At 68.4% G+C, this 24321-nt stretch carries 25 protein-coding genes; 10 read left to right on the top strand and 15 right to left on the bottom strand.

Features of this window, described 5'->3' with window-relative positions; all coding sequences use genetic code 11:
* Positions 1-9: 9 nt before the first annotated feature.
* Positions 10-801 carry an exodeoxyribonuclease III gene (locus NGJ44_RS01560; protein WP_053245719.1) on the bottom strand — a complete coding sequence of 264 codons (792 nt, stop codon included), beginning with the start codon at positions 799-801 and terminating at the stop codon, positions 10-12.
* Positions 802-990: 189 nt separating this feature from the next.
* On the opposite strand from NGJ44_RS01560, the gene pyrE reads away from it, so the two are divergent.
* Positions 991-1674, top strand: a complete 684-nt coding sequence (gene pyrE / locus NGJ44_RS01555) for an orotate phosphoribosyltransferase (RefSeq protein ID WP_251862895.1) — start codon at positions 991-993, stop codon at positions 1672-1674.
* Between the two features lie 305 nt (positions 1675-1979).
* Here pyrE and gatB read toward each other — a convergent pair whose 3' ends face one another.
* The 3 genes from gatB to gatC form a co-directional block, all read right to left on the bottom strand.
* Positions 1980-3437, bottom strand: a complete 1458-nt coding sequence (gatB, locus tag NGJ44_RS01550; protein ID WP_053244888.1) for an Asp-tRNA(Asn)/Glu-tRNA(Gln) amidotransferase subunit GatB — start codon at positions 3435-3437, stop codon at positions 1980-1982.
* 61 nt (positions 3438-3498) lie between these two features.
* Complete coding sequence (gene gatA / locus NGJ44_RS01545; RefSeq protein WP_251862894.1) at positions 3499-5046, bottom strand: Asp-tRNA(Asn)/Glu-tRNA(Gln) amidotransferase subunit GatA; 1548 nt, start codon at positions 5044-5046, stop codon at positions 3499-3501.
* A gap of 3 nt (positions 5047-5049) precedes the next feature.
* A complete protein-coding gene (gene gatC / locus NGJ44_RS01540) occupies positions 5050-5358 on the bottom strand; it encodes an Asp-tRNA(Asn)/Glu-tRNA(Gln) amidotransferase subunit GatC (protein WP_053245230.1) in 309 nt (102 codons plus the stop codon).
* A gap of 240 nt (positions 5359-5598) precedes the next feature.
* Here gatC and NGJ44_RS01535 point away from each other — a divergent pair, with 240 nt between their 5' ends.
* From NGJ44_RS01535 to rodA, 5 genes are all read left to right on the top strand, one after another.
* Positions 5599-6642: a rod shape-determining protein gene (locus NGJ44_RS01535; RefSeq protein WP_006216320.1), complete on the top strand. Its 1044-nt coding sequence runs from the start codon at positions 5599-5601 to the stop codon at positions 6640-6642.
* Positions 6643-6726: 84 nt separating this feature from the next.
* Complete coding sequence (gene mreC, locus NGJ44_RS01530) at positions 6727-7611, top strand: rod shape-determining protein MreC (protein WP_251862893.1); 885 nt, start codon at positions 6727-6729, stop codon at positions 7609-7611.
* The gene (gene mreD / locus NGJ44_RS01525) at positions 7598-8161 is read left to right on the top strand and encodes a rod shape-determining protein MreD (RefSeq protein WP_053245228.1); all 564 of its coding nucleotides are present in this window, start codon (positions 7598-7600) and stop codon (positions 8159-8161) included. The genes mreC and mreD overlap by 14 nt, the downstream gene beginning before the upstream one ends.
* 14 nt (positions 8162-8175) lie before the next feature.
* Positions 8176-10104, top strand: coding sequence for a penicillin-binding protein 2 (gene mrdA / locus NGJ44_RS01520; protein ID WP_053245227.1), 1929 nt, complete (start codon positions 8176-8178; stop codon positions 10102-10104).
* Positions 10101-11237, top strand: coding sequence for a rod shape-determining protein RodA (gene rodA, locus NGJ44_RS01515; protein ID WP_053245226.1), 1137 nt, complete (start codon positions 10101-10103; stop codon positions 11235-11237). Before mrdA ends, rodA begins: the two co-directional genes overlap by 4 nt.
* Before the next feature lie 20 nt (positions 11238-11257).
* Here the strand turns inward: rodA and NGJ44_RS01510 are convergent, their stop codons facing one another.
* The 5 genes from NGJ44_RS01510 to argB all read right to left on the bottom strand — a co-directional run bounded on the left by NGJ44_RS01510 (position 11258) and on the right by argB (position 16394).
* Complete coding sequence (locus tag NGJ44_RS01510) at positions 11258-12307, bottom strand: Ldh family oxidoreductase (RefSeq protein ID WP_053245231.1); 1050 nt, start codon at positions 12305-12307, stop codon at positions 11258-11260.
* 14 nt (positions 12308-12321) lie between these two features.
* Entirely contained in the window at positions 12322-13815 is a 1494-nt protein-coding gene (locus tag NGJ44_RS01505) for a DASS family sodium-coupled anion symporter (protein WP_053245225.1), read from the bottom strand.
* Positions 13816-14062: 247 nt separating this feature from the next.
* Positions 14063-14638 (bottom strand): nucleoid occlusion factor SlmA, encoded by a 576-nt coding sequence (gene slmA, locus NGJ44_RS01500; RefSeq protein WP_053245224.1) that lies wholly within the window; start codon positions 14636-14638, stop codon positions 14063-14065.
* A gap of 49 nt (positions 14639-14687) precedes the next feature.
* Entirely contained in the window at positions 14688-15434 is a 747-nt protein-coding gene (locus NGJ44_RS01495; protein WP_053245223.1) for a pyrimidine 5'-nucleotidase, read from the bottom strand.
* A gap of 57 nt (positions 15435-15491) precedes the next feature.
* Complete coding sequence (gene argB / locus NGJ44_RS01490; RefSeq protein WP_053245222.1) at positions 15492-16394, bottom strand: acetylglutamate kinase; 903 nt, start codon at positions 16392-16394, stop codon at positions 15492-15494.
* 266 nt (positions 16395-16660) lie between these two features.
* Here argB and NGJ44_RS01485 point away from each other — a divergent pair, with 266 nt between their 5' ends.
* A complete protein-coding gene (locus tag NGJ44_RS01485) occupies positions 16661-17443 on the top strand; it encodes a MetQ/NlpA family ABC transporter substrate-binding protein (protein WP_053245221.1) in 783 nt (260 codons plus the stop codon).
* A 102-nt stretch (positions 17444-17545) separates the two neighbouring features.
* Here NGJ44_RS01485 and NGJ44_RS01480 read toward each other — a convergent pair whose 3' ends face one another.
* The 4 genes from NGJ44_RS01480 to NGJ44_RS01465 form a co-directional block, all read right to left on the bottom strand.
* On the bottom strand, positions 17546-18040 hold the full coding sequence (locus NGJ44_RS01480) for a peroxiredoxin family protein (RefSeq protein WP_053245220.1): 495 nt from the start codon (positions 18038-18040) through the stop codon (positions 17546-17548).
* Positions 18037-18777: a BON domain-containing protein gene (locus NGJ44_RS01475; protein ID WP_053245219.1), complete on the bottom strand. Its 741-nt coding sequence runs from the start codon at positions 18775-18777 to the stop codon at positions 18037-18039. Before NGJ44_RS01475 ends, NGJ44_RS01480 begins: the two co-directional genes overlap by 4 nt.
* On the bottom strand, positions 18774-19367 hold the full coding sequence (locus NGJ44_RS01470) for a phosphoheptose isomerase (protein WP_053245218.1): 594 nt from the start codon (positions 19365-19367) through the stop codon (positions 18774-18776). Before NGJ44_RS01470 ends, NGJ44_RS01475 begins: the two co-directional genes overlap by 4 nt.
* Before the next feature lie 98 nt (positions 19368-19465).
* Entirely contained in the window at positions 19466-19945 is a 480-nt protein-coding gene (locus NGJ44_RS01465) for a YraN family protein (RefSeq protein ID WP_251862892.1), read from the bottom strand.
* 67 nt (positions 19946-20012) lie between these two features.
* Here NGJ44_RS01465 and rsmI point away from each other — a divergent pair, with 67 nt between their 5' ends.
* Both rsmI and NGJ44_RS01455 read left to right on the top strand, forming a co-directional pair.
* On the top strand, positions 20013-20945 hold the full coding sequence (gene rsmI, locus NGJ44_RS01460) for a 16S rRNA (cytidine(1402)-2'-O)-methyltransferase (RefSeq protein WP_251862891.1): 933 nt from the start codon (positions 20013-20015) through the stop codon (positions 20943-20945).
* A gap of 1 nt (position 20946) precedes the next feature.
* Positions 20947-21519, top strand: coding sequence for a methylated-DNA--[protein]-cysteine S-methyltransferase (locus tag NGJ44_RS01455; RefSeq protein WP_251862890.1), 573 nt, complete (start codon positions 20947-20949; stop codon positions 21517-21519).
* Positions 21520-21553: 34 nt separating this feature from the next.
* Here NGJ44_RS01455 and NGJ44_RS01450 read toward each other — a convergent pair whose 3' ends face one another.
* Entirely contained in the window at positions 21554-22504 is a 951-nt protein-coding gene (locus NGJ44_RS01450) for a septal ring lytic transglycosylase RlpA family protein (protein ID WP_251862889.1), read from the bottom strand.
* Positions 22501-23373 carry an RNase adapter RapZ gene (gene rapZ, locus NGJ44_RS01445; RefSeq protein WP_251862919.1) on the bottom strand — a complete coding sequence of 291 codons (873 nt, stop codon included), beginning with the start codon at positions 23371-23373 and terminating at the stop codon, positions 22501-22503. The genes NGJ44_RS01450 and rapZ overlap by 4 nt, the downstream gene beginning before the upstream one ends.
* Positions 23374-23570: 197 nt before the next feature.
* Here rapZ and NGJ44_RS01440 point away from each other — a divergent pair, with 197 nt between their 5' ends.
* On the top strand, positions 23571-24317 hold the full coding sequence (locus NGJ44_RS01440; protein WP_251862888.1) for a c-type cytochrome: 747 nt from the start codon (positions 23571-23573) through the stop codon (positions 24315-24317).
* Positions 24318-24321: the final 4 nt, after the last annotated feature.

Genomic DNA, 24321 nt, shown 5'->3' with positions numbered 1-24321 from the left:
CGCTCGCGATCACGACAGCGTGGCGTCGTAGTCGATGGTAAGAGGCGCGTGGTCGGAGAAACGCTCGTCCTTGTAGATGGATGCGGTGCGCGCCCGGGCGGCGATGCCGGGGGTGGCGATCTGGTAGTCGATGCGCCACCCCACGTTCTTGGCCCAGGCCTGGCCGCGGTTGCTCCACCAGGTGTATTGCTCGGGCCGGTCGTCCAGTGTGCGGAACACGTCCACGAAACCGCGCTTGTCGAAGACCTCGCTCAGCCAGGCGCGTTCCTCGGGCAGGAAGCCCGAGTTCTTCATGTTGCCCTTCCAGTTCTTGAGGTCGATTTCCTTGTGGGCGATGTTCCAGTCGCCGCAGATGACGAATTCGCGGCCGGTCTTGCGGTGCTCGTCCATCAGGCTGTCGAGCCAGGGGCCGAAGCGGTCCAGGAAGCGGTATTTGGCCTGCTGGCGCTCGTCGCCGCTGGAGCCGGACGGCAGGTAGGCGCTGATGACCGAGAGGCTCTTCCAGTCGGCGCGGATGATGCGGCCTTCGGGGTCGAACTCTTCGCAGCCCAGGCCCGTGTGCACGCGCTCGGCCGGGTCGCGCAGGTAGATGCCCACGCCGCTGTATCCTTTCTTGGCGGCGTGCAGGAAGTGGCCCGTGTAGCCGGGCGGATGGCGCAGCTCGTCGGTCAGGTCGGATTCGGAAATCTTGATTTCCTGCAGGCAGAGAATGTCGGCGGCGTGGGCCGCCATCCAGGGCTGCAGGCCCTTGCGGAACGCGGAGCGTATGCCATTGAGGTTGATCGAGGTGATGCGCAGCACAGCGGGACTCCTGTAAAACCGGCGGGGCCTGCGGACCGGCCCCGTGCAATGGCAGGAATTTAACCGACTCGCCCCCGGCATGCGCCCGGCCGGGGGCGTGCCCGCTGCCGCGGCGCCCGGGAGGAGGCAGGCCGGATGCGGGCAAGAGGCGATAAAATCCCGGGGTTTGCCACTCCCGGACTCCGCCGCATGACCGCCTCCCAGAACTCCGCCACCTCTCTCGATTTCGTCCGTTTCGCCCTCGATGAAGGCGTGTTGCGGTTCGGCAGCTTCAAGGTCAAGTCGGGGCGCATCAGCCCGTATTTCTTCAACGCCGGCCTGTTCAACAGCGGCCGCTCGGTGGGCCGGCTGGCCCGGTTCTATGCCCAGGCGCTGCTGGATTCCGGCGTGGCTTTCGATATGCTGTTCGGCCCGGCCTACAAGGGCATCCCGCTGGCCACCGCCACCGCGGTCGCGCTGGCGGGCCATCCCGCCATGCAGGGCAAGAGCGACGTGCCTTTTGCCTACAACCGCAAGGAAGCCAAGGACCACGGCGAGGGCGGCACCCTGGTGGGCGCGCCGCTGGCCGGCAAGGTGGTCATCATCGACGACGTCATTACCGCGGGCACCTCGGTGCGCGAGTCGGTGGAGATCATCCGCGCTGCCGGCGCCGAGCCCGCCGCCGTGCTGATCGCCATGGACCGCATGGAGCGCGCGGGCCCGGACGACGCCCTGTCGGCGCATTCCGCCGTGCAGGACGTGGCCAAGACCTACGGCATTCCGGTGGTGTCGATCGCCTCGTTGGCTGACATTCTGGCCCTGCTGCAGGACGACGCGTCGTTCGCCGAGCACCGCGACGCGGTGCTGGCCTACCGGACGAAGTACGGGGTGTAACAGGCGTGCATCCCTGGCGCGCAAGAGGGCGGCGCGGGCAGCGGACGGCCGAACGGCGGCGCGTCCGGATCTGGAAAAATGGGCGACCGTTCGAGAAGCTGGTTGAACGAGAACACCTGGTCTTCGGAGACGCGTTGACTGCGTTCGGCGCGCAACATGCCGTTTGCAGTTCATGGCCCAAGCCCCGACCAAGAAGCGACCACGTCATTCTTGGACAAACAAAAGGCCGCGGCAAGATGCCGCGGCCTTTCGCTTCGTCTGATGCTGCCTGAACGCGTCCGTTGAAGGACGCGCTGCCCGCCCGCTCAGCCGTCCAGCTTCTGCTTCAGCAGTTCGTTGACCTGTTGCGGATTGGCCTTGCCGCGAGCGGCCTTCATGATCTGGCCCACCAGCGAGTTGAACGCCTTCTGCTTGCCGGCGCGATATTCCTCGACCACCGCGGGGTGGGCGGCCAGCACCTCGTCGATCATGGCGCCGATGGCGCCGCTGTCGCTGATCTGCTTCAGGCCGCGGGCCTCGATGATGGCGTCGGGCTGTCCGCCATGCTCGCCGGCCCACATGGCGGCGAAGACTTCGCGGGCGATCTTGTTGGAAATGGTGCCGTCGATGATGCGGCCGATGAGGGCGGCCAGCGCGGGCGCCTGAACCGGCGATTCGGCGATTTCCTTTTCTTCCTTGTTCAGGGTGGCGGCCACTTCGCCCATGATCCAGTTGGCGGCCAGCTTGGCCTGGCCGGCGGGCAGGGCATTGGCCACCGCCTCGAAGTAGGCGGCGAGGTCGCGGCTGGCGGTGAGCTGCGCCGCGTCGTAGGCCGGCAGGCCGTACTGCGATTCGTAGCGTGCGCGCATCGCGGCGGGCAGCTCGGGCATGGCGGCGCGCACCTCTTCCACCCACTCGCGCGAAATCACCAGCGGCGGCAGGTCGGGGTCGGGAAAGTAGCGGTAGTCGTGCGCGTCTTCCTTGCTGCGCATGCTGCGCGTTTCGTCGCGGTCGGCGTCGTACAGGCGGGTTTCCTGCACCACCGTGCCGCCGTCCTCGATGAGCTCGATCTGGCGGCGCGCCTCGTACTGGATGGCGCGTTCCAGGAAGCGGAACGAATTGACGTTCTTGATCTCGGTGCGGGTGCCGAACGCCTTCTGGCCCGCCGGGCGCACGGATACGTTGGCGTCGCAGCGGAACGAGCCTTCCTGCATGTTGCCGTCGCAGATGCCCAGCCACACCACCAGGCTGTGCAGGGCGCGCGCATACGCCACCGCCTCGGCGGCCGAACGCATTTCGGGCTCGGTGACGATTTCCAGCAGCGGCGTGCCGGCGCGGTTGAGGTCGATGCCGCTGGCCGGCGCGCCGTTGGACAGGTTGAAGGCGTCGTGCAGCGACTTGCCCGCGTCTTCTTCCAGGTGGGCGCGGGTCAGGCGCACGGTTTTCTCTTCCTCGCCCACGAAAAAGGAGATGGCGCCGCCCACTACCACCGGCAGCTCGTACTGGCTGATCTGGTAGCCCTTGGGCAGGTCGGGGTAGAAGTAGTTCTTGCGGGCGAACACCGAGCGCGGCGCGATCTCCGCGCCCACGGCCAGGCCGAAGCGGATGGCGCGCTCGGCCGCGCCGCGGTTCATCACGGGCAGGCTGCCGGGCAGCGCCAGGTCGACCACGTTGGCCTGCGTGTTGGGCGCGGCGCCGAACCGGGTGCTGCTGCCCGAAAAAATCTTGGAGTCGGTGGAAAGCTGGGCGTGCGTTTCCAGGCCGATGACGATTTCCCAGTTCATTGTTTCTGATTCCAATCAAGAGTGCCGGGGCAGGGCGCCGCCGCCCTGCCGCCGGGCCTCGTCAACGCGGCGAGCGCTTGTGCCAGTCGGTGACCTGTTGATAGCGGTCGGCGATGGCCAGCAGGCGGCCTTCGTCGAAGTAGTTGCCGATGATCTGCAGGCCGACCGGGCGCTGATGGCCGCCGGCACCGCCGGGCCGTCCATCTCCGCCGAAGCCGCAAGGCACGGACATGGCGGGCAGGCCGGCCAGGCTCACGCCCAGCGTGTACACGTCGGCCAGCCAGTCGGCCGTGGGATCGTCGCGGTTCTCGCCGATGTTCTTGGCCACCGTGGGCGTGACCGGCCCCATGATGACGTCGCACTGGCCGGCGAAGGCGCGCTGGAAGTCCTGGGCGATCAGGCGGCGCAGGCGCTGCGCCTGCAGGTAGTACGCGTCGTAGTAGCCGTGGGACAGCACGTAGGTGCCGATGAGGATGCGGCGCTTGACTTCGTCGCCGAAGCCCTCGGCGCGCGAGCGGCCGATCATGTCGTTCAGGTCGCCGTACCGGGCGGCGCGGTGGCCATAGCGCACGCCGTCGTAGCGCGCCAGGTTGCTGGAGGCTTCGGCGGGGGCGATGACGTAGTACGCGGGAATGGCCAGCTCGGTGCGGGGCAGCGACACCGCCACGCGCTCGGCGCCCAGCGCCTCGAATTGCGCCAGGGCGGCCTCCACGGCGGCGGCCACGTCGGGCGCCAGGCCGGCGCCGAAGTACTCGGCCGGCACGCCGATGCGCAGGCCCTTGAGGGGCTGGCTGCCGGCGGCGTCGAAGCCCGCCTGGGCGGTGTCGAAGGCGCGCCGCACCCGGCCGGGCTCGTTGGGCTGGCCGTCGCATTGCGTCAGGCTGGTCGCGTCGCGCGGATCGAAGCCGCTGACGAGGTCGAGGATTTCGAGCAGGTCGCGGCTGCTGGCGGCCAGCGGGCCGGCCTGGTCCAGGCTGGAGCCGAAGGCCACGATGCCGTAGCGCGACACGGTGCCGTAGGTGGGCTTGATGCCGCTCACGCCGCACAGCGCGGCGGGCTGGCGCACCGAGCCCCCGGTGTCGGTGCCGGTGGCCGCGGGCACCAGGCGGGCGGCCACGGCGGCGGCCGAGCCGCCCGAGGAGCCGCCCGGCACGGCGGCCGGATCCCAGGGGTTTTTCACGGGGCCGTAGGCGGAGTTCTCGTTGCCCGAGCCCATGGCGAACTCGTCGCAGTTGAGCTTGCCGATGGAAACTGCGCCGGCGGCCTGCAGGCGCTCGACCACGGCGGCGTCGAACGGGCTGAGGTAGCCTTCGAGCATCTTGCTGCCCGCGGTGGTGCGCCAGCCGCGCGTGACGAAGGCGTCTTTGTGGGCGATGGGAATGCCCGCCAGGGGGCCGGCGTTGCCGGCGGCCAGGGCCTCGTCGGCGGCGCGGGCCTGGGCCAGCGTCAATTCGGCATCAATATGTAAGAAGGCATTCAGGTCGCGCGCCGCCTCGGCGGCCGCGAGGCTGCTCTGCGCCAGCTCGACGGCGCTGACCTTGCGTTGGGCCAGCGCGGCGCGCAGGCCGGCGATGTCCCCGAATTCGGTGTGCAGGGCGAGTTTGGTCATGACTTATTCGATCACCTTGGGAACCAGGAACAGGCCGTCCTGGGCTTCGGGGGCGTTGGCCAGGAGCTCCTGGCGCCGCGCTTCCGAGGAGGGTTCCGTCACGGCGTCTTCGCGCAGGCGCAGGGCGATGTCCTCGTGCGCCGAGAGCGGGTGGGCCAGCGGCTCCACGCCCTGGGTGTCCACGGACTGGAGCCGTTCGATGAGGTGGAGGATGCCGTTCAGTTCGGCCTGCGCGACTGCGCGCTGGTCGGGGGTCAGTTCGATTCTGGCCAGCCGGGCAATGCGGGCCACATCTGTGTCGTTGAGCGCCATGGGGATTGCAAATCGAGTAGCGAAGGCCGAAGGGCGGGAGGGGGCAGTATGCACGCGCCCAACCCGTTACAAAGCTTGAATAGCCTGGATTTATGCGCTATTTCCTCGGAAATTATAAGTTATGATTCACGGTTTAATCGCCGTGAAGACCTGGCGCGCCCGCCCGGCGTCCGGTTCCGAAGCGGGCCACACGCCCCACGGCCCAGATTCCCGTTCCCCCCAGAATTCAGCTGAGCTCCCATGTTCGGATTCCTGCGCAGTTATTTCTCCAGCGATATGGCGATCGACCTCGGTACCGCCAACACGCTGATCTACGTCCGTGGCAAGGGCATCGTGCTCGACGAGCCCTCCGTGGTCGCAATCCGTCATGAAGGCGGGCCTCACGGCAAGAAGATCATCCAGGCCGTGGGCCACGAAGCCAAGCAGATGCTCGGCCGCGTGCCCGGCAACATCGAGGCCATCCGGCCCATGAAAGACGGCGTCATCGCCGACTTCACCGTTACCGAGCAAATGCTCAAGCAGTTCATCCGCATGGTGCACCCCCGCAACATGCTGGCCCCCAGCCCGCGCATCATCGTGTGCGTTCCCTGCGGCTCCACCCAGGTCGAGCGCCGGGCCATCCGCGAATCGGCGCTGGGCGCGGGCGCGTCCCACGTGTTCCTCATCGAGGAGCCCATGGCGGCCGCCATCGGCGCCGGCCTGGCCGTCTCCGACGCCAGCGGCTCCATGGTGGTGGATATCGGCGGCGGCACCACCGAGGTGGCCGTCATCTCGCTGGGCGGCATGGTCTACAAGGGCTCGGTGCGCGTCGGCGGCGACAAGTTCGACGAGGCCATCGTCAACTACATCCGCCGCAACTACGGCATGCTGATCGGCGAGCCCACCGCCGAACTCATCAAGAAGGAAATCGGCTCGGCCTTCCCGGGCTCGGAGGTCCGCGAAATCGAGGTCAAGGGCCGCAACCTTGCCGAAGGCGTGCCGCGCAGCTTCACGGTGTCCTCCAACGAGATCCTCGAATCGCTCACCGATCCCCTGAACCAGATCGTCTCCGCCGTGAAGATCGCCCTGGAACAGACGCCGCCCGAGCTTGGCGCCGACATCACCGACAAGGGCATCGCCCTGACCGGCGGCGGCGCGCTGCTGCGCGACCTCGACCGCCTGCTCCAGGAAGAAACCGGCCTGCCGGTGGTGGTGGCCGACGATCCGCTCACCTGCGTGGTGCGCGGCTGCGGCGAGGCGCTCGAGCATCTTGAGAAACTGGGCGCCATCTTCATCAACGACTAAGTCCGCCCGCCGGCACGGAGCCCCGCCTGCTTCGGGCTGCGGCCCCGGCGGGGGCGGCGGGCGCGGGCGCCCGGGCTGAGATTCATGCAACGACAAGGGACTCCCCCCCTATTCAGGCGCGGCCCACCCGCGGAGGTGAGGCTGGCCGTCCTGGTCGTCCTGGCTCTGGCGCTCATCGTCCTCGATTCCCAATGGCGCATGCTGGAGCCGGCGCGCCGGGCGATATCCGTGGCCCTCTATCCGTTCCAGCGCGCCGTGATGGCCCCGCGCGACCTGGTCCAGCAGGTCAACGAGTGGGTCAACGCCGCCAACCTCATCCGCACCGAGAACGAGGCGCTGCAGCGCCAGCGCATCGAGTTGGCGCAGGTGGCCACTCACGCGGCGCAGCTTGCCGCCGAGAACTCGCAGTTGCGGCGCCTGCTGGGCGTGACCGACACCGTGGCCCAGTCGGCCGTGGTGGTCGAGGTGCTGTACGAGCCCACCAACGCCTTCAACCAGCGTCTGGTGTTCAACAAGGGCAGCAAGGCCGGCCTGGCGCCGGGCATGCCGGTCATCGACGAAGGCGGCGTGGTGGGCCAGATCGTGCGCGTCACGCCCATGACGGCCGAGGCCGCCCTGGTCACCGACGAGCAGGTGTCCATCCCCGTGCAGCTACTGCGCAACGGCCTGCGGCTCATCGCCTTCGGCGGCAATTCGCCGGGCAAGATGGAAGTGCGCTATCTGGCGGCCAACGCCGACATCAAGGAAGGCGACACCATCGTCACCAGCGGCGTGGGCGGCCTGTTTCCCGCCGGCCTGCCGGTGGCCAAGGTGACAGCCGTCGAGCGCGACACCGCGTCGGGTTTCGCGCGGGCCCTGTGCGAGCCGCTGGCCCACCCCGAACGCTACCGCCACTTCCTCGTGCTGCAGGTGGACGTCGAGCGCGCGCAAACCGACCGCCAGGAGGCCGAAGGCAATGGATCGGAATAATCCGTCGCAGGCGCAGCCCAGGCGCCTGGGCATGCCCAGCAATGTGCAGCCCGAGCGCCTGTCCGGGCCGGCGCACGGCGTTTTCGTGTGGGGCACCATCCTGCTGGTATGGCTCGTGTCGCTGCTGCCGTGGCGGTTGTGGCAGGGCGCGCCCGACGTGCTGGTGCTCATCATCGCCTTCTGGTGCGTGCATGAGCCGCGCCGGGTCGGCCTGTTCACGGCGTTCTGCTTCGGCCTGCTCATGGATGTCCACGACGCCGGCCTGCTGGGCGAGCACGCGCTTTCGTACACCCTGGCGGCCTACGGCGCCGTGGCGCTGCACCGGCGCCTGCAGCGCTTCGACCTCTGGAGCCAGGCCATGCACATGCTGCCGGTGTTCTTCCTGGCCCGCTTCGTCACCCAGATCATCCACGCCTGGCTGGCCGGCAAGTGGCCGGGTTGGGAATGGACGGTCGGCGTGGCGCTCACCGCGGTCATCTGGCCGCTGGCCGGCTGGGTGCTGCACCTGCCCCAGCGGGGCGCCGACGACGCCGAATCCTCCTCCGCCTGAGGGCGGCCGCGCGCATGTTCGAGTTCAAGAAAACCGGCCAGCAGCAGAAGCAGCGTTTCCGGCTTCGCGCCTGGGTGGGCGGCATTTTCGCGCTGGCCTGCTTCGGCGTGCTGGTGGGCCGGTTCTGGTACCTGCAGGTGGAGCGCTACGAAGGACTGTCGGAGCGGGCCGACCGCAACCGCATCGCCGTGGTGCCCATTCCGCCGCGGCGCGGCGAAATCCTCGACCGCAACGGCGAGGTGCTGGCGCGCAACTACCGCACCTATACGCTGGAGGTCGTGCCCGCGCAGGCGGGCAATCTCGACGAACTCTTCAAGCGCCTGACCGAGGTGGTGTACATCAGCCCGGCCGACCAGCGCCGGTTCAAGCGCCGCGCGGCCGAGTCCAGCCGCTACGCCAGCCTGCAGTTGCGCAATAACCTGAATGACACCGAAGCGGCCTGGTTCGCCGCCCACGCCTTCCAGTTCCCCGGCGTGGAGCTGCGCGCGCGCTGGGTGCGCGAGTACCCGCAGGGGCCCTCGGCCGCGCACGTGGTGGGCTATATCGGCCGCATCGCCGACAGCGACATCGAGGAGCTGGAGCGCGCCGGCCAGTTGGGCAACTACCGCGGCACCGACGTCATCGGCAAGAAGGGCATCGAAAAGACCTGGGAAGAGCAGCTGCACGGGCGCACCGGCCTCGAAGAAGTCGAGGTGACGGCTGGGGGCCGCCCCATGCGCACGCTGCGGCGCATCGATCCGGTTCCGGGGTCGGACATCATGCTGTCCATCGACCTGGGACTGCAGAAGGTGGCCGAGGAGGCGTTCGAGGGCCAGCGCGGCGCGCTGGTCGCGATCGACCCCGATACCGGCGAGGTGCTGGCCTTCGTCTCGCAGCCGTCTTTCGACCCCAACCTTTTCGTCGACGGCATCGACGTGGACAACTGGCGCATGCTGAACGAATCGCCGGACCATCCCCTTATCAACCGGCCGCTGTACGGCACGTATCCCATCGGCTCCACCTACAAGCCTTTCGTGGGCCTGGCGGCGCTGGAGCTGGGCAAGCGCCGCGCCACCGACCGTATTTCCGATCCGGGCTACTTCGAGTTCGGCGGCCAGAAGTTCCGCAACGCCGGCGGCGCCGCCTACGGCATGACCGACATGCACAAGGCCATCGTCGTGTCTTCCGATACGTATTTCTACTCGCTGGGGCCCGAAATCGGCGTGAACGCGCTGCACGATTTCACCAAGCAGTTCGGCTTCGGCCAGATCACCGGCATCGACCTGGAAGGCGAGCGGCGCGGCGTGCTGCCCTCCACCGAGTGGAAGCGCAAGGCCTATAAAGACAAGGACCGCCAGCGCTGGTACGCGGGCGAAACCATTTCGGTGGCGGTGGGCCAGGGTTACAACGCCTTCACGCTGCTGCAGCTGGCGCAGGGCACGTCCACGCTGGCCAACAACGGCCTGTACCGGCGCCCGCACCTGGTGCACGCGGTGCGCGATCCGCGCAGCGGCGAGGTCAAGCCCACCGAGTCCGCGCCCGATTACCGCATTCCGCTCAAGCAGGCCAACGTGGACGTGATCAAGAACGCCATGGCCGACGTGGTGCGCGTGGGCACGGCCCGGCGCGCCTTCGCCAACGCGCCCTACCAGGCGGCGGGCAAGACCGGCACGGCGCAGGTGTTCAGCCTGCGCGGAGGCCATTACCGCGCCAGCGCCATCGACGAGCGCCTGCGCGACCACGCCCTGTTCATGGGTTTCGCGCCCATCGAGCATCCGCGCATCGCCGTGGCGCTCATCGTCGAGAACGCGGGCTGGGGCGCGAGCGTGGCGGCGCCCGTGGCGCGCAAGGTGTTCGATTACTGGCTGGCCAGGCAGGGACAGGTTCCGCAGCCGGCCGCGCCCGCGCCGCCGGCCAAGGCGGCCTCGGCCGCGCCGTCCCGCCAGGAAGGGAGCAAGCCATGAAGCGCATCGGCCTCATCCTGGCGCGCGTATTCACCGCCTTCGACTGGCCGCTGCTGGCCATCCTGCTGATGTTCGCGGGGCTGGGCCTGACCGTCATGCATTCGGCCGTGGGCGGCACCGACTGGCGCTTCGCGGAGCAGGCGCGCAATTTCGTGATTGCGTTCTTCGCCATGTGGACGATGGCGCTGATTCCGCCCAAGACCCTCATGAAGCTCGCCCTGCCGTTCTACATCGTGGGCGTGGTGCTGCTGCTGGGGGTGGAATTCTTCGGCGAGACGAGCAAGGGCGCCACGCGCTGGCTCAACCTGGGCGTGACGCGCATCCAGCCCTCCGAAATGATGAAGATCGCCGTGCCCATGATGCTGGCCTGGTACTTCCAGCGCCACGAAGGCGCGGTGCGCATCCGCGACTTCCTGGCCGCCGCGGCCATGCTGGCCGCGCCTTTCGGGCTCATCGTCCTGCAGCCCGACCTGGGAACCGCCCTGCTGGTGTTCGGCGCGGGCTTCTTCGTGATCTATTTCGCGGGCCTGTCGTTCAAGCTGCTGGTGCCTGTCATGCTGGCCGGCATCATCGGCATCGGCACGCTGGTGTACTACGAAGACCAGCTCTGCGAGCCGGACGTCAACTGGGTGGTGCTGCACGATTACCAGAAGCACCGCGTGTGCACCCTGCTCAACCCGAGCTCGGATCCGCTGGGCAAGGGCTTTCACACCATCCAGTCGATGATCGCGGTGGGGTCGGGAGGCGTGTACGGCAAGGGCTACATGAAGGGCACCCAGACCCACCTGGATTTCATCCCCGAGCGCACCACCGACTTCATCTTCGCGGTGTACGCGGAGGAGTTCGGGCTGTACGGCGGCATCGCCATCCTGGTGCTCTACGGCCTGCTCATGGCGCGCGGGCTGACCATCGCCTCGCGGGCCACGTCCCAGTTCGGACGCCTGCTGGCCGGGTCCCTCACCATGATGCTGTTCATCTACGTGTTCGTGAACGTCGGCATGGTGACCGGCATCCTGCCGGTGGTGGGCGTGCCGCTGCCCTTCATGAGCTATGGCGGCACGGCCCTCTTCACCATGGGCATCGCCTTCGGGATCATGATGAGCATCAGCCGGCACCGGTCGGAAAAGACCTGAGGCCGGCCCCCGCTTAACCCCTACGGCAGGGCGTCAGGCACGCCCAGCTCGGCGGCCAGGCGCTTCATTCCCTCGTAGATCGGCGCATCGAAGTCCAGGGCGTCGGCATTCAGCTCGCGGTTGCGCGCCTCGTACTCGCCCGGATACTGCACCCGGTCCACGCCCGGCTGGGGCGGGCAGGCCTGCAGATAGTCGACGAAGGCCGCGACTTCATGCGTGCGCCAGTCGGCGTTGAAGTCCACCTGCGGGTCCAGCACGATGGCAAAGAGGTTGTTCGTGACCACGCCGCTGCGCGGATGCTCGGGCTGTATCGTGCCCCCGCCCGACAGCACGCCGGCCAGCAGTTCGGCCACCAGGCCCAGCGCATAGCCCTTGTGGCCGCCGAAAGGCAGCAGGGCGCCGGGCGGGTCGGTGAACAGCGCTTGCGGATCGGTGGTCGGGTTTCCCCGGGCGTCGATGAGCGAGCCGGCGGGCGCCGGCTCGTTCCTGGCCGCCAGCACGCGCGCCTTGTTCACGGCGATGGAGCTGGTCGCCATGTCCACGATGAACGGCGGCCTGCCGCCCGGCAGCGGGCCGGCGAAGCACAGCGGGTTGGTGGTGAGGCATGCCCGCGCGCCGCCGAAGGGCGCGACGGTGGGCGGGCGGTTGGTGACGTTGGTGAACGCGAGCAGGATGAGCCCCTGCGCCGCCACCAGCTCCCCGTAGTGGCCCATGCGGCCCAGGTGATGGCTGTTGCGCAGGGTCACGATGCACTGGCCGTGCTCGCGGGTGCGCGCGATGGCGTCCTCGATCACCACCTTGCCCACGTATTGGCCCAGCCCCATGTGGCCGTCGTAGGCCAGCATGGCGCCCCGGTCGTTCACGCGTTCGGGCCTGCCGTCGGCGCGTACCTGGCCGCTTTGCAGCGTGCGCCGGTAGCTCGAAAGAATGGACAGCCCGTGGCTGGTGTAGCCCACGCGGTCCGACTCGACCAGGTGTTCGGCCACCACGCGGGCAATGTCGTCGGGCGCGCCTTGGGCCAGCAGGACGCGGCGGCCGTACTCCAGCGCCTGGGGGATCGGCAGTTTCATGGCGCGCGCTCCGTTCACAGCCAGCCCAGCCAGCGCCAGTACGTCATGCCGAAGACCAGCATCAGCAGGTAGCCCACGATGGTGATCACGATGCCGACCTTGGCGAACTGCTTGGCGTTGAAGGTTTCGGTGCCCAGGCACACCATGTTCTGCGGCGCGTTGATCGGCAGGATGAAGCCGTAGCTCACCACGAAGCCCAGCAGCATGGTCATGCCCAGCCGGCTGAAGTCGCCCGGCAGCGTGGCCAGCACCGAGATCAGAATGGGCAGCATGGCCGAGGTGAGCGCGGTGGCGCTGGCAAAGCCCAGGTGGATGACGATGAGGAAGGCCGAGAGAATCGCGAAGATGGCCAGCGGGCCGAGGTGGTCCAGGCCGGTGTGCTGCACCACCTGGTTGCCCAGCCATTGGCCGGCCTGCGTGGTGAGCAGCGCCGTGCCCAGGCTGATGCCCACGCCGAACACGATGACGGTGCCCCACGGTATGCGGGTCTGCACGTCTTTCCACGTCATCACGCCGAAGCGCGGCAGCAGCAGCAGCACCAGCCCGAAGTAGGTGGTGGAAGTCGTATCGAAGCTGTGCAGCTTGCCTTCCGTTGCCCAGAAGAGCAGCAGCAGGATGGACACGCCCATGAGGCGCTTCTGCGCGGGCGTCATGGGACCCAGGGCGGCCAGCTCCTGTTCGACCGCTTCCTTGCCGCCTTCGATGTTGTCGCTCTCGGGCGGCAGCATCTTCAGCACCACGATGATGAGCACGACCGACATGATGAGCGACCACGGTGCGCCGGCGATCAGCCAGTCGGACCACGCCACGCGCTGGCCCAGCATCTTGTCCATGAAGCCCACGGTCAGCAGGTTCTGCGCGGCAGCCGTCTGGATGCCCACGTTCCAGATGCTGGTGGCCTGGGCCACGATGATCATGATGCCGGCGGCGATGTTGGAGCGCTTGTCCACGCCGAAGGCCGCGATCACGCCCATCATGATGGGCACCACGGCGGCGCTGCGCGCGGTGGCGCTGGGCACCACCAGGCTGAGGACGATGGTGACGGCGATGGCGCCGATCAGGATGCGCCGCGTGCTGGTGCCGATCTTGGACAGCGTCACCAGCGCGATGCGGCGGTCCAGCCCCGTGAAGGTCATCGCGGCGGCGATGAACAGGGCGCCGGCCACCAGCGCCAGCGCCGAGTTGGCAAAGCCCGTCAGGGCCATGCTGATGGCCGCCGAGGTGCCGTAGAGCGTATTGGGGTCCGCGACTTTCGGCGCCGTGCCGAGCAGGAACGCCATCAGCGTGGTGATCATGATGGCGCTGGCTTCGTACGACACGGCCTCGGTAATCCAGACCACCACGGCAAACACCAGGATGGCCAGCATGCGGTGCCCGGCGACGGGCAGGTCGGCGGGCAGCGGCAGCAGCAGGACGATGATGAGGGCGGCGAAACCGGCGATCAGGCCGAGGGGTATTTTGATTTTTTGCGGGGCTTGCGGGGCAGGGACTGCGGCTTGCGCGGTCATATGCTTCTCCGGTTGGGGTCAGTCTGACGACACGCCGCGGCACCAGGTCTGCCTGGGAATCAGTACGGCGCGTCGAAACTACAGCAAAATGGTGACGCCATTAAGGAAAACCCGTATTGATTGATATCAGGAATAGGACGGATTGCGCTTGTCCTGATTTCGTGTTTTGCATTATGCGCACGGCTCCACCGGCACGGCAAGCGCATAAATGTTGCATGAAATGCACAAAATGTGCGAAGCGGAACGGCTATCCCAGCGCGAGGCGCAGCTGTTCGTCCAGGTGCAGCGTGGGCGCCACGCGCCAGCCGCTCTGGGCATAGCGCAGCCAGCGGCCCAGCACCAGATGGGTGAGCAGGCTGGCGTGGGCCGACACGTTGGCGTGCGGCGGCAGCCCGCCGTCCGTCACGGCGGTGCGCAGCGACTGGCGCAGCGACGCCTCGATGCGGTCATTGATGTGGTTGATGCGTTCCTGCAGCCGGTTGTCTTCGGTGACCAGCGCGTCGCCGGTGAGCACGCGCGTCATGCCGCGGTTGCGTTCGGAGAAGGCGAGCAGCATGGCCACGGTCTGCCGGGCCTGCGCCAGTCCATGGGGCTCGGCCGCCGCGATCTGGTTGACCAGCGTGAAGATGCTGTTCTCGATGAACTCGATCAGGCCCTCGAACATCTGGGCCTTGCTCGCGAAGTGCCGGTACAGCGCCGCTTCGGAGACTTCCAGCCGGGCGGCCAGGGCGGCCGTGGTGATGCGGCTGGCGTGAGGCTGTTCCAGCATCTCGGCCAGGGTTTGCAGAATCTGGGTCTTGCGCTCGCCGGGTTTGCTCGCCATGGAAGGGGATTGCTACGCAGGCAGACAGAGGGAAGGGGAAAACCCGCCGTTATCCCCGCAGGGGACGCCGGCGCAACAGCAAATCACTGACGCAGTTTACCCGCAAGTCCACGTAGCCCGGACGCTGCGCGCGGCCGCGGCCGAACGGCGTGCCCGGATGATAGACGTGCACCGTGCGCAGCCCGGCCCGGCGCGCGCCCCGCAGATTGGCCAGCGTGTCCTCGACCAGCACTGCGTTGCGCGGCGAGACGCCTTCGCGCGCCAGCACGTGGCGCAGCAGCGCGGGCGAGGGCTTGGGCCGGTACTCGCCATGCAGGCGCATGTGCTCGATGGCCCAGATGCTGTCGAACTGGCGCAGGATGCCCAGGCGGCGCAGCACCGCGCGCGCATAGTGCAGCGGCGCATTGGTCAGCAGCACCTTGCGCCCGGGCAGCCGACGCAGCTTGTGGGCCAGCGCCTTTTCGGCGCGCACCAGCGGGTTCACGTCGAAGTCGTGGCTGCGGTGCAGGAATTCGTGCGGGTCCACGCCGTGGTGGCGCACCAGGCCGATCATGGTGGCGCCGTAGCGCATCCAGTATTTGCGGCGCAGGTGGTTGGCCGTGTCGATGTCCACATCCAGCGTTTCGGCCACGGCCAGCGTCATGCCCTGGTCGATGCGCGGGAAGATCGCGTGCGAGGTGTCGTGCAGCGTATTGTCCAGGTCGAACAGCCACAGCAGCCCGTCGTTCTGCGTGGCGGTCCGGCGGGACCGCCGCACGCGCGCCGCGGGCCGCTGCAGCTGGCGCTCAGTCCGCATCAGCCGTCTATGGCGCAATGCGCCATCCTCCATGCGGTGCTTCGGGGGCCGGCACGATCAGTGCGAGCTGATCATCGTGCCCACGCCCTGGTCGGTGAGGATTTCGAGCAGCAGGCAGTGCGGCACGCGGCCGTCGACGATGTGCACCGAGTTCACGCCGTTCTTGGCGGCGTCCAGGGCCGAAGAGATCTTGGGCAGCATGCCGCCCGAGATGGTGCCGTCGGCGAACAGTTCGTCGATGGTCTGGGCCGACAGGCTGCGCAGCAGCTTGCCGCTCTTGTCCAGCACGCCCGGGGTGTTGGTCAGCATGAGCAGCTTTTCCGCGCCCAGCACTTCGGCCATCTTGCCGGCGACCACGTCGGCGTTGATGTTGTAGGCGGTGCCGTCCTCGCCATAGCCGATCGGCGAAATGACGGGGATGAACTGGTCATCCTGCAGCGCCTTCACCACGGCGGGCTCGACGGTGGTGATGTCGCCCACGAAGCCGATGTCGAGCGGCTCGGCGGGGTTCTCCTTGTTGTCCATGAGCTTCTTGCGCGCCTGGATCAGACCGCCGTCCTTGCCGGTCAGGCCCACGGCCTTGCCGCCGACCTCGTTGATCATCATGACGATGTCCTGCTGGACCTGTCCGCCCAGCACCCATTCGACGACTTCCATGGTTTCGGCGTCGGTCACGCGCATGCCCTGCACGAACGTGCCCTGCTTGCCGATGCGGCGCAGCGCGTCGTCGATCTGCGGACCGCCGCCATGCACCACCACCGGATTCAGGCCCACCAGCTTCAGCAGCACCACGTCGTGGGCGAAGCTGCGTTGCAGCCGCTCTTCCGTCATGGCGTTGCCGCCGTACTTCACCACGATGGTCTTGCCGTGAAATCGTCGGATATACGGCAACGCCTCGGACAGCACGGCGGCTTTGACGGCGGGAGACGAAACGGCGGCAGGGTCGGGGGTGTCGGTCATGGCAGCTAAGTCGGCAAAATGGGAAACGGCAAAGTTAGAAAAAATGCCTGCGCTCAGGACGCGTGGACACGCGCGGGCGCAAGCATACGGCCAATTGTAGTACCCGCGCGTTCCTTATGCTTTAAACCCATTCGTTTATGCCCGACAAATAAATGCCATTCAGGTAAATTGGGGGCGTTTTCGCAACAGGAGGCCCGGAACCGCCAGCCGGCCCGGGCGCCGAGGGGGCGCATGCCCTTATTTTTACAACGATCGAGAGGCAACACATGCGTTTGAATTTCGTCCGCTCCGTCCTGCTGGCGTCGGTTTTTCTCGCCGGCGCCGCCCATGCCGAAAAGCTGGTCGTGGGCGCCACCCAGGTGCCGCACGCGGAGATCCTGGAAGTCGTCAAGCCGGGGCTCGCCAAGGAAGGCGTGGAACTGGACATCAAGGTGTTCAGCGATTACGTCCAGCCCAACCTGCAGCTGGCCGACAAGCAGCTCGACGCCAATTTCTTCCAGCACAAGCCCTACCTGGACTCCTTCAACAAAGATCGCAAGACCGGCCTGGTGCCCGTGGTGGCGGTGCACGTCGAGCCCTTCGGCGGCTATTCCAGGAAGATCAAGAACATTTCCGAGCTGAAGCAGGGCGCCACGGTGGGCATTCCCAACGACCCGTCCAATGGCGGACGCGCGCTGATCCTGCTGCAGAAACAGGGGCTCATCAAGCTGAAGGATCCGTCGAACATCCTGTCGACCGCGGCCGACGTGGTCGAAAATCCCAAGAAGCTGAAGTTCCGCGAACTGGAAGCGGCCATGCTGCCCCGCTCGCTCGACGACCTGGACCTGGCGCTCATCAATACCAACTACGCGCTCGAGGCCGGACTGGTGCCCACCAAGGACGCCCTCTTCATCGAAGGCTCCGATTCGCCCTATGCCAACATCGTGGTCACCCGGGCCGACAACCGGAACGATCCCGGCGTGCAGAAGCTGGTCAAGGCGCTGCACACGCCCGAGGTGAAGAAATTCATCCAGGAAAAATACAAGGGCGCGGTGGTGCCGGCCTTCTGACGCTGCGGCAGCGGGCGCGGCGTCCCGTCCTCGTCCATGGAAAGGGGGCCTCGAAGGCCCCCTTTTCCTGCCCCGCCAGTCCGGCAGGCGTTGCGGGACGGATCAGCCGGCGGCCAGCGCCTTTTCCACCGTGGCGTGGAATTCGGCGACGTCGTAGTCGCCCAGATAACGCTTGATGATGCGCCCGTGCTTGTCGATGAGGAAAGCCGTGGGCGTGAGCCGGATGTTGCCGAAGGCGCGCGCGATGTCGCCCTTGGTGTCCAGGGCCACCGGGAACGGCAGCTTGCGGCTCTGGGCGAAATTCAGCACGTAGTTGGGCGGGTCGTAGTTCATGGCGACCGCCACGGCTTCGTAGCCCTTGGGCGCGAATTCGTTGTAGGCCGAAATGGTCTGCGGCATCTGTTTCACGCAGGTCACGCAGCTCGTGGCCCAGAACTTCACCAGCACCACTTTGCCGCGCAGGTCCTGCAGCGAGAAGGTCTTGCCTTCCAGGGTGGTGAAGCTCACGTCGGGGGCGGCCGGGGCCGGGCGCCACACGAACCAGGCGCCGATGCCGGCCGCCACCAGGACGGCCAGGGCGATGATGGCTTTTTTCATTTGATGGGCATGACTTCCACGCCGCCGCCGGCCGGCGCATCCTGGGCGCCCGCGCCGTTCTCGACGGGCGCGCGGGTGTCCGAGGCGCCGGACTGCGACGACTGCGAACCGCTGGTGTTCGAAAGCCGGATGGCTTCCTCGCGACTGATGATCTCGAAAAGTTTAACAACCTTGGCCACGCCGCCCACCTCGGCGGCCGCGTTGGCGGCGTACTCGCTTTCGGTCTGGGTCACCTTGCCCATCAGGTAGACCACGCCGTGGTCGGTGGTGACGGCGATGGTGCCGGAGGGCACGTACTTGGTGTTCAACAGCGCGGTCTTCACCTTGGAGGTGAGCCAGGTGTCGTTGGAACGCGCGCCGAACGAGGCGATCGGGCCGACGTTGAGCTGGTTGATGACCTCTTTTACGTTCTCGATGCCCTGCGCGATGGCGGTGGCCTGGCTCTTGGCGGCCTCGCTGGGCACGTCGCCCGTGAGCAGGAGGCGGCCGGCGTAGGCCATGGCGTTGACGCGGGCCGTTTCGCCCAGCTTCTGCGAAATCTGGCTTTCGGCCTTGAAGGCGATGTTCTGGTCTTCGAGCTGCACGCCGGAAGTGCGCCGGTCGGTGACCACCACGGCGGTGGTGGCGGCGGCGCCGCCCACCACGAGCGGGGCGCACGCCGACAGCGACAGGCCGGCCGAGGCCAGGAGGGCGGCCATGAGCAGCGGGCGGACAGCGGTTCTGGCGTCGGGAATCATTCGGTGTCTCCAAGCAGAAGGGCGTCGATGCCGTCGCACAGGGCGTGCAGCAGCAGAATATGGACTTCCTGGATGCGCATGGTGCGATCGTGGGGCACGCAGAGATGGACGTCCATGGGCGTAATGAGTTCCCCCATGACGCCGCCGCCCTTGCCCGTCAGGGCGATGACATGCATTTCGCGCTCGTGGGCGGCCTCCATGGCCTTGACCACGTTGGGCGAGTTGCCGCTGGTGGAAATGGCCACCAGCACGTCGCCCGGCTGCCCTAGCGCGTTGACCTGGCGCTCGTAGATGTCGTCGAAGCCGTAGTCGTTGCCCACGGCCGTGAGGATGGAGGTGTCGGTATTGAGGGCGATGCCGGCCAGGGGCAGGCGCTCGCGCTCGAAGCGGCCGACCAGCTCGGCCACGAAATGCTGCGCGTCGGCGGCCGAGCCGCCATTGCCGCAGGCCAGAATCCTGCCATTGTTCGCCAGGGCGCCGAAGAGCAGGTCCACCGCCACGGCCAGCGGTTCGGCCAGGACGTCCGTGCTTTGTTCGAAGACTGCCATGGCGTCGCGAAAGTGCGACGTCATTCGAGAGGTCATATCCATGGCCGCGATTATCTCATGGGGAGGCGCGCCGATCTGACCAGACGTAACCGCGATTCGCCAGATCCGGCAGTCCGGCGGCCGGCGATCCCGGCGGCGGTTCACGGTATCCAGAAAACGCCCCGCAGCCAGGCCGGCCGGCCGCCCTCGAACACGACCGCGTCGAAGCGCGCGGCGGGTGTCGCGCCCGCCCAGTGCGCCCGGGCCAGCCTGGGCAGCCAGCAGGCCGCCGCCCGGGCCAGCCGGGCCTGCTTGGCCGCGTCGATGCTGGCGGCGGCGCCGCCATACCGGCCGTTGCGCCGCGCCCGCACCTCGACCAGCACCAGCGTGTCGCCCTCGCGCATGGCCAGATCGATTTCGCCGTGGCGGCAGCGCAGGTTGCGCGCCAGCAGGCGCAGGCCCCGCGCGGCGAGCAGGCGGGCGGCTGCCTCTTCGTGGACATCGCCCGCCCGCTGTGCCGGCGAGCGTGCGGGCGGCGTCGCCCGGCGCGGCCCCGGCTGGGCCCGCCGCCGTCTGCGCGCTGCGCGTTGGCGAGCCTCGCGCGCAAGAAGAAAGGGCAATCCGTGGTCGTCGGGGTTCATGCGGGCCGCCTGCCGATAGGGACACAGGCGGCTACACTGACATGATTTTCCGGATGGATACGCAGTCATGAACCAAAATGTCTCTGCGCCGCAGGCGGGGGATGCCTGGAGCCGGGTCGCCGCGCGGGTCGCCGGGCAGCACTGGCCCGAGGCCGCGCTGTACGTCGTGGCCACGCCCATCGGCAACCTGGGCGACCTGGGCCTGCGCGCCTGGCACGCGCTGCAGCGCGCCGACGTGATCGCGGCCGAAGACACGCGCGCCAGCCGCACGCTGCTGGACGCCTGGGGCGTCAATACCCCGCTCATGGCGGCCCATCGCCACAACGAGGCGTCGGCCGCGCAGGCCATTTGCGAACGCCTGGCGCAAGGGCAGCGCGTGGCGCTGGTGTCGGACGCCGGCGCGCCGGCCGTCAGCGATCCGGGCGCGCGCATCGTGCGCGCCGTGCGGGAAGCCGGCTACGTCGTGGTGCCCGTGCCCGGCCCCAGCGCCGTGATCGCGGCCCTGATGGGCAGCGGCGTCACCACGGACGAAAACCCCGCCTACGCCTTTGCCGGTTTCCCGCCTTCCAAGGCCGCGGCGCGCCAGCGCTGGCTGCGCTCCTGGGCCGCGCTGCCCGCGCCGGTGGTCATGTTCGAGTCGCCGCACCGGCTGCAGGCCGCGCTGGCGGACCTGCTGGAAATCTGCGGCCCGCAGCGGCCGCTGACGGTGGCGCGCGAACTGACCAAGCGCTTCGAGGAAATCGCCACGTTCCCGCTGGGCGAGGCCGCCGGCTGGCTGCAAGCCGATCCGCACCGCACCCAGGGAGAATTCGTGCTCATCCTGCACGCCGCGCCCCAGGAAGAGGGCGGCGCCGACGCCGACCCGCAGGCCGATGCGCTGCTGGACGCGCTGCTGGAAACGCTGTCCGTGCGCGACGCGGCCCGGGTCGCGGCCAGGGCGACCGGGCTGCCGCGAGACGTGCTCTACAACCGGGCGCTTGCCCGAAAGAAGCCGGACTGACATGCCTTACAAGACCATCGTGAGCCAGGGCGGCGAGCGCCTGGCCTATTGCGACATCGATACGCCGCTGGGCGCCATGCGGCTGGTGGCCTCCGAGGCCGGCCTGCGCGGCGCCTGGTTCAACGACCAGCCGCTGCTGCCCAGTCCCGAGGGCTGGACGCTGGACGCCTCCCATGCCGTGCTGGCCCAGGCCGCGCGCGAGCTGGAAGCGTGGTTCGCGGGCCGGCGGCGCGAGTTTTCGGTGGCGCTGGATCCGGTGGGCACGCCGTTCCAGCAGCAGGTGTGGCGCGCGCTGTGCGAGCTGCCGTTCGGCGCGCTGGCCAGTTATGGCGAACTGGCGCGCGCCGTGGGCAGGCCCAAGGGCGCGCAGGCCGTGGGCGGCGCGGTGGGCCGCAACCCGGTCAGCATCATCATCCCGTGCCACCGCATCATCGGCAGCGATACCTCGCTGACCGGCTTCGGGGGCGGATTGCCGCGCAAGCAGGCGTTGCTGGCGCACGAGGGCAACTTCTACCGGGGGCGCACCGCGCGCACGCGCCGGGTCTGCGACGGCCAGGCCGAACTGCCGCTCTGAAGGCGGGCGCCGCGCCGGACGGCCCGGCGGCCCCCTACTGGACGGCCAGCGAAGGCAGGATGCCGATGCGTTCCGAGACGCGCTGCACCGCGTTCAGTGCGGCCTGGCGGTCGGGATAGGGGCCGATGCGAACGCGGTAGAGGTTGTTGGCCTGCTCGACCATGGCGGGCGGCGTGCCGTCCGCGCCGAGTTGCGTGTTGATGCGGCTGACCAGCGACTGTGCGTTGGCCGGCTGGCTGAAGGCGCCCACCTGCAAATAGACGCTGCCCGCGGCGGCGGCCGGCAGCGTGGCGCTTGCCAGCGGCGCGGAGGCCAGCGCCACCGGAGCCGCCGAGACGGCAGGCGCGACCGGGACGGCGCCCGGCTCGACCGATGCGCCGGCGGGCTGGGCCGACGCGGTGGCCGTGCCGCTGCGCCGCGCCGCTTCCATCTGGCGGATTTCGTCGGGCTGGATGCTTTCCACCACCACTTCGCCGCTGCCCGGCCCGATGATGCCGAGCTTGTACGCCGCCGCGTACGAGAGATCCATGATGCGGTCGCTGTGGAAGGGGCCGCGGTCGTTCACCCTGACGATGACGGTCTTGCCGTTGACCAGGCTGGTCACGCGCGCATAGCTGGGAAGGGGCAGGGTCGTGTGCGCCGCCGTCATGGCGTACATGTCGTAGGGCTCGCCGATGGAGGTGGAGTTGCCGTGGAACTTGCGGCCGTACCACGATGCGATGCCGCGCTTTTTGTAGGGCGCTCCGGTGGTGTCGGGCACATAGCGCTGGCCGAACACGACGTAGGGGCGGTTGGCGCCGCTGGCGTAGGGCTCGATGCGCGGCTCCGCATCGGGGATCTGGTCGATGTTGGCCGGCGGATTGTCGCCCGGGCCGTCGTCCTTGTAGTAGCCGCCTTTCTTTCGTCCGCCGGTGGAGGAGCAGCCGGCGATCGCGAGGGCCAGCAGCAGCGTGAGGATCAGGGCGCAGGGGCGGGGCAGTGTCATGCGGAGTCGTCGGGCAGCTGGTTGCGGTGGCGGATCAGCAGCGGCTGGTGGTCGGCGAAGCGCAGCGCGAGCTGTTCCACCACGTAGACCGAGCGGTGCTGGCCGCCCGTGCAGCCGATGGCCACGGTGAGGTAGTTGCGGGTGTCCTGTGTGTAGTGCGGCAGCCAGCGGCGCAGGTACGCGGCGATGTCGTCGATCATCTGGCCCACCAGATCGAAGCTCGCCAGCCAGGTCGCCACGGGCTCGTCGCGCCCGGTGAGCGGACGCAGGTTGCGGTCGTAATAGGGGTTGGGCAGGCAGCGCGCGTCGAACACCAGATCGGCGTCGCCCGGCACGCCGCGCTTGTAGGCGAACGATTCGAAGGTCAGCACCAGCGGGGCCTGGTCGGTCTTGATCAGGTCGCGTATCCAGGCGCGCAACTGGCTGGGCGTGAGGTCGGAGGTGTCGATCACGTGTTCCTGCTCGCGCAGCGGCGCGAGCAGTTCGCGTTCCACCGAAATGCACTCGGCCAGCGAGGGCGTGGCGCCGTCGCGCTGCAGCCGGTCGGTGAGCGGATGCCGGCGGCGCGACTCGGAATACCGCTGCACCAGCGTCGTGGTGCTGGCATCGAGGAACACCACCCGCAAGGCCGTGCCCATGGCGCGCAGCGCCGTGACCACGTCCGGCAGCTCGGCCAGCTCGCCGGGCGAGCGCACGTCGATGGCGACGGCAACGCGCTCCATGCCGTCATCGCGGGCATTCGCGATGAACTCCGTGAGAAAGCGCACGGGGAGGTTGTCGACGCAGGTATAGCCCGCGTCTTCGAGCATGCGCAGGGCTACCGATTTGCCGGAGCCCGAGATGCCGGTGACTAGGACGACTTTCAACATGGACATGATTGTGGCACGCTTTGCCGGTCGACGCGGCCGGATATCCGGACACCCGCCCCGCGGCCCCGGCCATGCCGGGCCGTGCAATGGCGTATGCTTGGGGCCGGATCGCGCATGGCGCGCCCGCCTGTCATGCGCCTGGTGCAACGCACACGCGCCTCGCCTCCACGGCTTCGAGGGGTAGGAACCAGAACGAGATGTTAGCCCGCCTTTCCTTTCGTATTGTTTCACCGCCCCGTTTGCGGGCCTTTTTACCCCTGCTTGCGGCGCTGCTGCCGCTGGCCATGCCGGGCGCCGCGCGCGCTGACGGCCCCCTGCGGCCGGACACCATGGCGGCCCGGGTGGCGGCCTGTACGGCCTGTCATGGCGAGCAGGGCCGCGCCGGCGCCGATGGCTACTATCCCAGGCTGGCGGGCAAGCCGGCCGAATACCTCTACCACCAGCTGCTGAATTTCCGCGACGGGCGCCGCCAGTATCGCCCCATGGCGCACCTGCTGGCCGGACTGCCCGACGCCTATCTGCGCGAGATCGCGGCCTATTTCTCGGGCCAGCACGCGCCCTATCCGCCTCCGGCCCGTGCGGAAGCGGCCGCCGCCGTGCTGGAGGCGGGGCGGGCGCTGGCGCTGGAGGGCGACCGCGCGCGCGGCCTGCCCGCCTGCGTGTCCTGTCATGGCGCGGAACTCGGAGGCATGCTGCCGGCCATCCCGGGCCTGCTGGGCTTGCCGCGCGACTATATCGGTTCGCAGGTGGGGGCCTGGAAAAACGGCCTGCGCCGCGCCGCGCCGCCGGACTGCATGGCGGACGTGGCCGCCCGCCTCACCCCCGCCGACATCGCGGCGCTGGCGGCCTGGCTGTCCAGCCGGCCGGTGCCCGCCTCGTACGCGCCGCAGCCCGCGGGCGCGGCGCAGTTGCCCGCCGAGTGCGGCGGCCAGGGGCAGCGTTGAGGAG

Origin of the sequence: Achromobacter sp. Marseille-Q4962, from assembly GCF_943737005.1 — a bacterium.
Classification (GTDB): domain Bacteria; phylum Pseudomonadota; class Gammaproteobacteria; order Burkholderiales; family Burkholderiaceae_B; genus Achromobacter.
This window is presented reverse-complemented; position numbering and strand designations above follow the sequence as displayed.